The sequence below is a fragment of the Burkholderia sp. Tr-862 genome (assembly GCF_011753085.1).
Lineage (GTDB): Bacteria > Pseudomonadota > Gammaproteobacteria > Burkholderiales > Burkholderiaceae > Burkholderia > Burkholderia ambifaria.
On sequence record NZ_VWWG01000203.1, the window covers coordinates 1 to 10,140 of the forward strand.

Genomic DNA, 10,140 nt, shown 5'->3' on the forward strand with positions numbered 1-10,140 from the left:
TGTCGAGCGCGAGCATCGACGGTGCGAACGCGAGCGCGACCGACATCAGCGTGAAGCCGCCGACACCGATCGCGAACACGCGCTTGCGGCCGAACTGGTCGGCCAGCGCGCCCGCCGCCATCAGGAAACTGCCGAACGCGAGCATGAACGCGTTGGTGATCCAGTTCATCGCGACCGGCCCGCCGTGCAGGTCGCGGCCGATCGCGGGCGTCGCGACCGCGCCGCCCGAAAACGACAACGGCAGCGCGACGGCGGCCATGCAGACGGCGGCCAGCACCCACGCGCGCCGGCGCGCCGAGCTGGCCGAATCGGGTGAAAACGGGTGATCCATCATCGCTCCTCGAAAAGCGGGCGCGGATGCGCCGCCAGAGCGATCAAAGATAAATCCGATTCAATCGACGAAAAACCGTGCAAGACTCCGGATATAACGGACTAATATTCCGCAATTAGCCTCTTCGCCTCTTCTTGCCAGCCCGCTTATGTCGATGGAAAACCTGAACGGCATCGCCGCCTTCGTCCGCACCGCCGAGGCGCTCAGCTTCGTCGCGGCCGGCCGCGCGCTCGGCATTTCCGCATCCGCCGTCGGCAAGACGATCGCGCGGCTCGAACAGTCGCTCGGCGTGCGCCTGTTCAACCGCACGACGCGGCGCGTCACGCTGACCGACGAAGGGCGCCATTTCTACGAGCGCTGCCAGCGGATCCTCGAGGATTTTCGCGATGCGGAAGCGACCGTGACGGCATCCGCGCAGCGCCCGCGCGGCAAGCTGCGCGTGAGCCTGCCGGTGATCGGCTACCGGTTCCTGCTGCCGGTGCTGCCGGAATTCAGGCAGCGCTATCCGGACGTCGAGCTCGACCTGGATTTCAACGACCGGATGGTGGACGTCGTCGAAGGCGGCTTCGACGCGGTGATCCGCAGCGGTCCGCTGTCGGATTCGAGCCTGATGTCGCGGCGCCTCGGCCCGTTCGCGTTCGTGCTGTGCGCGACGCCCGCGTATCTCGCACAGGCCGGCACGCCGCGCGCGCCGCACGATCTCGAAGCGCACGATTGCGTGCGCTACTGCTTCCCGACCACCGGCAAGCTGCAGGACTGGGCGCTGGCCGCGGACGACGGCACGCCGCTGAAGCTGCGCACCGCGATGACCTGCAACAACATGGAAGCGCTGCGCGGCGCGGTCATGGCGGGGCTCGGCATCGGCTACATGCCCGACTTCCTCGCGCGCGACGCGCTGGACACCGGCGCGCTCGTCACCGTGCTCGACGACTACCGGATCGCGCCGGGGCAGTTCTCGATCGTATGGCCGTCGAGCCGGCAGTTGTCGCCGAAGCTGCGCGTGTTCGTCGACTTCCTGTGCGAGCGGCTGTTCAAGTAGATAGGTAGACGGCTCCCGCGCAACGCGCGGCCGCCCCGTCATTCCGCGCCGATCCGCTCCGCGTCCGCCTGCGGCAGCAGCGCATCGCTGTCGTCCTTCAGCCCGACACCCGTGAGCCCGAGCCGGCGCGCCTGCGTCATCAGGTAATGCAGCTTGTGCGCGGCGGCGGCATGCGGCAGCCCTTCGGGCCGCACGTTCGAGATGCAGTTGCGCAGCGCGTCGTGGCAGCCGACCTTCGGCGCCCACGTCAGGTACACGCCGAGACTGTCGGGCGAGCTGAGCCCCGGCCGTTCGCCGATCAGCATCGCGACGACCTTCGCGCGCAGCAGCTCGCCGATCTCGTCGCCGAGCGCGACGCGCGCCTGCGTCGCGACCACCACCGGGCCGATCCGCCAGCCGTCCGCGTCGAGCCGCGGCCGCACGGCCTGCAGCAGCGGCAGCGCCTGCTTCGCGGCCGCGAACGCCGACAGCCCGTCGCCCACCACAAACACCACATCGGGCGCATCGTCGAGCGCCGCGCCGTAGCCGGCCAGCAGCCCGCGGCTGTCATCCGACAGCTTGCGGCCGAGGTCGGGCCGGCGCAGATAGTGGTCGCGGTCGGGCGCGGCGCTCTGCACGCCGAGCGTCGGCAGCAAGCCGGCCGCCTCGATCTCGCGCCGCAGCGCGTCCGCGTCGAGCGGCTGGTGCACGGCGTCGCGCGCCTGCGCGTGAGACAGGTTGAACGCGAGCAGCGGCGCGGTCGGCAGGCTGTTGCCCGCGCGGCCGAGCGCGATCCGCGCGTTCGTGAACGACCTCAGCTGCGCCCACGGATTCTTTTCGACGGCGTCGCTCATGTGGAAATCCCCATCCAGTCGTTCGCGCCCGCGAGCAGCGGCACGCGCGCGCTCGCCACGCGCAGCGCGCCGTGTGCGTCGGCGATCTCCATCGTCTCCAGCCATTCCTCGAACTCGGGCGCGCGGCGCAGGCCGAGCACCTCGCGCACGTACAGCTGGTCGTGAAACGACGTGCTCTGGTAGTTCAGCATCACGTCGTCCGCGCCCGGAATCCCCATGATGAAGTTGATGCCGGCCGCACCCAGCAGCGTCAGCAGCGTGTCCATGTCGTCCTGGTCGGCTTCCGCGTGGTTCGTGTAGCAGATGTCGCAGCCCATCGGCACGCCGAGCAGCTTGCCGCAGAAGTGATCCTCGAGCCCCGCGCGGATGATCTGCTTGCCGTCGTACAGGTATTCGGGCCCGATGAAGCCGACCACCGTATTCACGAGGAACGGGTCGAACTTGCGCGCGACCGCGTACGCCCGCACCTCGCAGGTCTGCTGATCGACGCCGAAGTGCGCGTTCGCCGACAGCGCGCTGCCCTGGCCCGTCTCGAAATACATCAGGTTGTTGCCGACCGTGCCGCGCCCGAGCGACAACGCGGCCTCGCGCGCCTCGCCGAGCAGCGCGAGCGAGATCCCGAAGCTCGCGTTCGCCTTCTCGGTGCCCGCGATCGACTGGAACACCAGGTCGACCGGCGCGCCCTTCTCGATCGCGGCGATCGTGTTCGTCACGTGAGTGAGCACACACGACTGCGTCGGCACGCCGTAGCGTTCGCGGAACCCGTCGATCATCGCGAGCAGCTTCACGATCGCCGCGAGGCTGTCGGTTGCCGGGTTGATGCCGATCATGGCGTCGCCGCAGCCGTACATCAGCCCGTCGAGCATCGACGCGGCGATGCCCTTCACGTCGTCGGTCGGATGGTTCGGCTGCAACCGCACCGACATCCGGCCGGCCAGCCCGACCGTGTTGCGAAAGCGCGTGACGACGCGGCGCTTCCTCGCGGCCGCGATCAGGTCCTGGTTGCGCATCAGCTTCGACACGGCCGCGACCATCTCCGGCGTGAGGCCCGCCGCGATCCGCTCGAGCGCGGCGCCGTCGGCCGCGGGCGACAACAGCCAATTGCGGAAATCGCCGACCGTCAGGTGCGAGATTTCCGCGAACGCGGCCGCGTCGTGATCGTCGAGGATCAGGCGCGTGACCTCGTCGTGCTCGTACGGAATCAGCGCCTCGTTCAGGAATGCCTTCAGCGGCACCCCCGCGAGCGCGATTTTCGCGGCGACGCGCTCCTCCTCGCTCGCCGCCGCGACGCCGGCGAGCTGGTCGCCGGAGCGCAACGGGCTCGCCTTCGCGAGCAGCGTCTTCAGGTCCGCGAAGCGGTACGTGCGCGGGCCGATCGTCTCCGTGTAGGCCATCGTTCGAATCTCCTTGCCAGTCCTTGCCCATCCTTGCCAGACGCCGACGGCGCGCCCGTTCGACGGGGCGCGCCGGATGCCGTCAGGCGCGGCCGTGCGGGTTCGCCATGCTCACTCCTCGAGCGCCACGTCGCCCGGCGCGCTCGCGCGCTGCGAACGGGTCGCGAGGAAGTATGCGTAGCCGAGCGCGAGGAACGCGACGAACACCATCGCCACCAGCCCGTTGAAGACCACCATCGTCCCGAGGCAGATCAGGGCCGCCACGATCGCGAATGCCGGGAAGAACGGGTACAGCGGCGCGCGGAACGGCCGCGCCATGTCCGGCTGCGAACGGCGCAGCTTGAACAGCGCCGCCATGCTTACGATATACATCACGATCGCACCGAACACCGACATCGTCACGATGTTCGCGGTGAGCGTCTGGCCGCCGAACTGGATCAGCTCGTCGCTGTAGATCGCGGCGATCCCGACCACGCCGCCGGCGAGAATCGCGCGATAAGGCGTCCGGAAGCGCGGATGCACCTTCGCGAGCCATTCCGGCAGGTAGCCCTCACGCGCCAGCGCGAAGATCTGGCGCGAATAGCCGAGGATGATCCCGTGGAACGACGCGACCAGCCCGAACAGCCCGAGCCACACGAGCATGTGCATCCAGCCGCTGTTCGCGCCGACGATGTACTTCATCGCCTGCGGCAGCGGGTCGTTGATGTTCGCGAGCTTGGTCCAGTCGCCCGCGCCGCCGGCGAACACCATCACGCCGATCGCGAGCGCGACGAGGGTCAGGATGCCGGCCACGTACGCGATCGGGATCGAGCGCTTCGGGTTCTTCGCCTCCTCGGCGGCCATCGCGACGCCCTCGATCGCGAGGAAGAACCAGATCGCGAACGGGATCGCCGCGAACATCCCGTGGAATGCGCCGACGCTGAAATGATCGGCGCCCGACCAGCCGCCCTTCGTGAAGTTGCTCCACGCGAAGCCCGGCGACACGACGCCCATGAACACCAGCAGCTCGAAGATCGCGAACAGCGTGACGACCAGCTCGAACGTCGCGGCGATCTGCACGCCGACGATGTTCAGCGCCATGAAGACGAGATACGCACCCATCGCCGCGTGTTTCGGTTCGAGCCCCGGAAACTGCACGTGCAGGTACGCGCCGATCGCCAGCGCGATCGCGGGCGGCGCGAACACGAACTCGACGAGCGTCGCCGCGCCGGCGAGATAGCCGCCCGCCGGGCCGAACGCGCGGCGCGCATACGCGAACGGGCCGCCCGCATGCGGGATCGACGTCGTCAGTTCGGTGAAGCTGAAGATGAAGGTGGTGTACATCGCCGCGACGAACACCGCAGTGATCACGAAACCCAGCGTGCCGGCACTCGCCCAGCCGTAGCTCCAGCCGAAGTATTCGCCGGAAATCACGAGGCCGACTGCGATGCCCCACAGTTGCCAGGTCCCGAGCGTCTGCTGCAGCGCGGGCTGGCCGGACGACTTGGCGCCGGCGGCGGGCCGGCCATTCGACTCTGCTTTCATCGGATTCTCCTGAAAGGCGCCGGCCTGCCGGCCCGCGCGACTGAGAATCGATGCTAGAGAGTCATTAAAGGACGTGTTATCGAAATTCGGCAAAGATGACGGCTGGCGTTTCGCCGACGGCAACACCGGCCGCGGGCCACGCTCGTCTTGCGCCCCTGATGCGCCCGTCATGCGCGCGCCCTCCGGCCGCAGGAAGCGGCCGGGGGGCGACACGACGCCGCTTACTGGCCGCCGCCGCGCTGGTTGAACCAGCGGTCGAGCAGCTTGCCGGCCGCTTCGCGGCCACCGAGGCCGAACGACAGCGCGACCGCCACCGCGATCGCGCCGAGCACGAGGCCGAACGCGAGCTGCACGATCTCGTTGGCGATGCCCATCGCGCGCAGCCCCATCGCGAACACGAGGCCGAGGATCGCGAATTGCGCGATCCGCGCGAACAGCACGCTGTGTTCGCGGTCGGCCTGCTCGATCACGCGGCGCGCGAGGCTCGCGAGCCACACGCCGATCACGAGGATCACGCCGCCCATCAGCACGTGGCCGCCGAATTCGATGAACAGCGTGACGACGTCGCGCACCTGCGTGAAGCCGAGCCGGTTGGCGGCCTCGACCGCCGCGAACAGCATCGCGAAGAACACGATCAGCCGCGCGACCAGCACCGACGGCTGCAAGATCCCCGAGAACACGCGCTCGACGCCGAGCAAGGCCGGCAATCCGTCGGCGCCGGCGGCTTCCAGCAGCCGCTGCGCGAGCGACGCGACGAAGCGCGCGAAATAGAACGTGACCAGCACGATCACGATCGCCGCGACGATGTCCGGCACCGCGCCGAGAAACTGGTTCAGCATGTTGGTGGCGGGAATCGAGATCGCGTCGATTTTCAGTGCGTCGAGCGCGGAGATCAACGTCGGCACGAACACGAACACGTAGACGATCGTGCCGATCAGGCTCGACACACGCACCGGTGTCGGGCTGTCGAGACTCGCGGTGAGGCGGTCGGCGCCGGCGGCGACCAGCAGGTTCGTCACGAGGCCGCGCAGCACGCGCGCGACGATCCAGCCGACGACGCCGATCACCGCGGCCGCGAACAGGTTCGGCACGATCGCGAGCAGCTTGTCGACCATCCCCTGCACCGGCGACAGCAGGCCGGACAGCGCGAACGACCCGAGGATCGCCGGCAGGAACATCAGGATCACGAGCCAGAACAGCACGTCGCCGAGATAGCCGCTCATCGGCTGCATGCCCGCGCTTTCGGACAGCTTGTCGTCGACCTTGCTCGCTCGCAGCGCGCGGTTCGCGAGGCTGCGCAGCAGCGACGCGATCAACCACGCGATCAGCGTCAGCGCCGCGCCGCCGATCAGGTTCGGCAGGTAGTTGACGATGTGCGTGACCAGCAGCGAGAACGGATTGGATACCGCGTACAGGTTGAGCACATTGAAGATGCCCACCGCGGTGACGAGCAGCACGAGCCAGAACAGCCCGCCGGCGATGATCCGCTCGACATATGCGCCCTGCCCGGTGCTTTCGTTGATCCGCTGATCGACCTTCAGCGCGTGGAGCAGCCGGAGCGTGCCGGCCCGCACCACCACGGCGATCAGCCAGCCGATCACCAGGATGCCGATCGCGCCGGCGATCTTGGGCAGGTATCCGCCTAGCGTGGTCTGCAGCGACGTGATGAAGCTAGAAGCATCCATTTCTTATTCTCCCGAAAAACGTGGCGTTGCGATTGAACATCGACGAACTACCCGCGTACTTCGACAACCGTGCATGGGCGCCCGACCAACTTACCCGAGAAAAATGACGCGTTCACCCGATTTCACCGTCTTTAACTTTAGACAAGATCGTCGGGGACGAGACCCCATTTCGCCGGAATAAAAAGGGGCAGAATTGGTGGTCCTACGTATCGCCGCAGGTTTTATCGAGCGGCTGCGTGCTACCGTGACGTCGATTCCTGCGGGGGGACGCACGCCGCGGGGGTCCGCCATGCGACACGCGTCGCGTGCTGTACGGCGGGTCGATCGTGCTGACGGTGCGGCGGGGTCCACCGGCCGATTTATCCGTTACAGAGAGGAGAGGAAGACATGTTCAGGCATGAAGTCGAGATCCGGCGGCTGCCGGAACTGCACGGTTATGCGGTGGCGCATACGGGCGCGTACCTGAAGATCGGCGACGCGTTCGGGCAGATCGGCGCGTGGGTCGGGCAGCACGGACTGATCGGCCCCGGCGCGAAGATGATCGGGATCTTCTACGACGATCCCGATACCACGCCGCAAGCGCAGCTGCGCGCGAAAGCGGGCTTCGTGCCGGCCGACGGCGCGCCGGATGTCGAGCCGGCGCCGCCCGTCGAGCGCATGACGCTCGCCGGTGGCGAGTACGCGGTGCTGCTGCATACGGGCCCCTATGCGGACCTGAAGACGGCCTACCAGTGGTTGTACGGCGACTGGCTGCGTCACTCGGGCCGCGAAGCCGCCGACGCGCCGCCGTTCGAGCTGTATCTGAATACGCCGATGGATGCTGCGCCGGCCGACCTGCGTACCGAGATTCATTTGCCGCTGCGTTGATCGGCGGGCCGGGGCTCGAGGATTCGGGCGGACGGTCGGTCGGACGGTCGGGTCAGTCGGGTCAGTCGGGTCAGTCGGGTCAGTCGGGTCAGTCGGGTCAGTCGGGTCAGTCGGTCAGTCGGTCAGTCGGTCAGTCGGTCAGTCCGGCTGTCGGGCTGTCGGGCTGTCGGGCTGTCGGGCTGCTGGGCGGGCGCGAGCTAGCGCCCCGTTGCGACATCATGGCCATTTCAGGCGCCATGCCGAAGTCCAGATCGGCTGTCACGCCGGCAACAAGGCCCGCGAGCGAGCCTTACCCGGCCTGCGTCCCGCAGTTCGGACAGAAGCGCGCGTCGGCGCCCAGCGCCGCGTGGCAGCGACTGCACGCGTTGCCGCGCTGCGATACGCCGCACTGCGCGCAGAAACTTGCATCCGCCGCGTTGATCGCGCCGCAGCCCGCGCATGCGAGCTGGCGCAGCGGCACGTTACCGGCCGGGCCGCCCTGCGCATCGGCCGACGCCTGCCAGCCCCAGCCGTGACGGTCGCGGCCACGCGCATCGTGGCCGCCGTGACTTTCCCGGCCCGCTCCGCCATGATGCCCGACGCCATGGCCGCCACTACCGTGTCCGCCGCCATGACCACGCCCGTGGCCGCCCAGGATCCGTTTCAGAAAGCTCATCACCCGCGCCTCATCGCTGCGTCTGCGCGCCGTCGAACACACCGGCTTTCGACAGCAGCCGCAACCCGTTGCCGACGACGATCAGGCTCGCGCCCGCGTCGGCGAACACGGCCATCCACATCGTGCCGAGCCCGGCGACCGTGAGGCCGAGGAACACGATCTTCACGCCGAGCGCGAAGCCGATGTTCTGCACCAGCACGCGGTGCGTCGCGCGCGACAGCCGCACGAACGCGGGAATCTTGCGCAGGTCGTCGTCCATCAGCGCGACGTCGGCCGTCTCGATTGCCGTGTCGGTGCCCATCGCGCCCATCGCGAAGCCGATGTCGGCGCGCGCGAGCGCCGGTGCGTCGTTGATCCCGTCGCCGACCATTCCCACCGCGCCCGCGCCCCCCGCCGATAGCTCCTCGACCGCCGCGAGCTTGTCCTCGGGCAACTGGTTGCCGCGCGCATCGTCGATGCCGGCCTGCTGCGCGATCGCCTGTGCGGTGTGCGGGTTGTCGCCGGTCAGCATCGCGGTGCGGATGCCGAGCGCGTGCAGGTCGGCGATCGCCGCGCGGCTGGTGTCCTTGATCGTGTCGGCCACCGCGAAGATGCCGAGCACGCGCGTGTCGTCGACCAGCATCACGACGCTCTTGCCCTGCCGCTCGAGCGCGTCGAGCTTCGCCTCCAGCGCGGGCGAGCAGCGTTCGAGCTCCTCGACGAGCCGGTGATTGCCGAGCCAGTAACGCGTACCGTCGATGGTGCCGCGCACGCCGCGCCCGACGAGTGCTTCGAATGCCTCCACCTCGGCGAACGCCGCCGTCTGCGCATCGCGGGCCGCCGCGGCGATCGCCTGCGACACCGGGTGATCGGAGCGCGCCGCGAGGCTCGCGCCGAGGTGACGCACGCGTGCGGCGTCGACATCCGTTGCATGCAGGTCGAAATCGGTCTGCACCGGCTTGCCGTGCGTGATCGTGCCGGTCTTGTCGAGCGCGAGCCATGCGAGCTTGCGGCCTTCTTCCAGATACACGCCGCCCTTCACGAGTATCCCGCGCCGTGCCGCGGCCGCGAGCCCCGACACGATCGTCACCGGCGTCGAGATCACCAGCGCGCACGGGCACGCGATCACGAGCAGCACCAGCGCGCGGTAGATCCAGTCATGCCACGCGCCGCCCGTGACGAGCGGCGGCGCCACCGCGACCAGCAGCGCGATCGCGAACACGATCGGCGTATAGACGCGGGCGAACTGGTCGACGAAGCGCTGCGTCGGCGCCTTCGCGCCCTGCGCTTGCTCGACCGCGTGGATGATCCGCGCGAGCGTCGAGTTGGCGGCAACCGCCGTCACGCGATAATCGAACGAACCCGCCTCGTTGATCGTGCCCGCGTACACCGCATCCCCTGCCGTCTTGTCGACCGGCAGGCTCTCGCCGGTGATCGGCGCCTGGTTCACCGTCGAGCGGCCCGCGACGACTTCGCCGTCCAGCCCGATCCGCTCGCCCGGCTTCACGCGCACGACCGCGCCAAGCGCGACCTGCGCGGCCTCGATCGTGCGCCACGTGCCGTCGGCGCCCTGTACGGTCGCGGTGTCCGGCGCGAGCTGCATCAGGCCCTGGATCGCGTTGCGCGCACGGTCGAGCGACTTCGCCTCGATCAGCTCGGCGATCGTGAACAGCACCATCACCATCGCGGCTTCCGGCCACTGGCCGATCGCCATCGCGCCCGTCACCGCGATGCTCATCAGCGCGTTGATGTTCAGGTTGCCGTTGCGGATTGCGATCCAGCCCTTCTTGTAGGTGGTCAGCCCGCACGCGAGCACCGCCGCGAGCGCCAGCA

Annotated in this window: 8 protein-coding genes and 1 pseudogene; 2 read left to right on the forward strand and 7 right to left on the reverse strand. The window is 68.6% G+C overall.

Annotated features, from left to right (window positions below):
* On the reverse strand, positions 1-331 hold a 331-nt coding region (locus F3J14_RS30895; protein WP_166726158.1), incomplete at its 3' end, for an MFS transporter.
* 154 nt (positions 332-485) lie between these two features.
* Between F3J14_RS30895 and F3J14_RS30900 the strand changes: the two genes are divergently transcribed.
* Positions 486-1,370 carry a LysR family transcriptional regulator gene (locus F3J14_RS30900; RefSeq protein WP_124501583.1) on the forward strand — a complete coding sequence of 295 codons (885 nt, stop codon included), beginning with the start codon at positions 486-488 and terminating at the stop codon, positions 1,368-1,370.
* Positions 1,371-1,408: 38 nt separating this feature from the next.
* Here the strand turns inward: F3J14_RS30900 and eutC are convergent, their stop codons facing one another.
* The 4 genes from eutC to F3J14_RS30920 form a co-directional block, all read right to left on the reverse strand.
* Complete coding sequence (gene eutC / locus F3J14_RS30905; RefSeq protein WP_126226929.1) at positions 1,409-2,203, reverse strand: ethanolamine ammonia-lyase subunit EutC; 795 nt, start codon at positions 2,201-2,203, stop codon at positions 1,409-1,411.
* Positions 2,200-3,597 (reverse strand): ethanolamine ammonia-lyase subunit EutB, encoded by a 1,398-nt coding sequence (locus tag F3J14_RS30910; RefSeq protein ID WP_166726159.1) that lies wholly within the window; start codon positions 3,595-3,597, stop codon positions 2,200-2,202. The genes eutC and F3J14_RS30910 overlap by 4 nt, the downstream gene beginning before the upstream one ends.
* A 111-nt stretch (positions 3,598-3,708) precedes the next feature.
* Positions 3,709-5,121 (reverse strand): ethanolamine permease, encoded by a 1,413-nt coding sequence (eat, locus tag F3J14_RS30915; RefSeq protein WP_166726160.1) that lies wholly within the window; start codon positions 5,119-5,121, stop codon positions 3,709-3,711.
* Between the two features lie 221 nt (positions 5,122-5,342).
* The gene (locus F3J14_RS30920) at positions 5,343-6,806 is read right to left on the reverse strand and encodes a mechanosensitive ion channel (protein WP_166726161.1); all 1,464 of its coding nucleotides are present in this window, start codon (positions 6,804-6,806) and stop codon (positions 5,343-5,345) included.
* Positions 6,807-7,154: 348 nt separating this feature from the next.
* Here F3J14_RS30920 and F3J14_RS30925 point away from each other — a divergent pair.
* Positions 7,155-7,673: pseudogene (locus F3J14_RS30925) on the forward strand (GyrI-like domain-containing protein); the annotation flags it as partial.
* A gap of 289 nt (positions 7,674-7,962) precedes the next feature.
* On the opposite strand, the gene F3J14_RS30930 reads toward F3J14_RS30925, so the two are convergent.
* Together F3J14_RS30930 and F3J14_RS30935 are read right to left on the reverse strand one after the other, a co-directional pair.
* A complete protein-coding gene (locus F3J14_RS30930; protein ID WP_166726163.1) occupies positions 7,963-8,328 on the reverse strand; it encodes a zinc ribbon domain-containing protein in 366 nt (121 codons plus the stop codon).
* 10 nt (positions 8,329-8,338) lie between these two features.
* A partial coding sequence (locus tag F3J14_RS30935; RefSeq protein ID WP_166726164.1) for a heavy metal translocating P-type ATPase occupies positions 8,339-10,140 on the reverse strand: 1,802 nt, incomplete at its 5' end.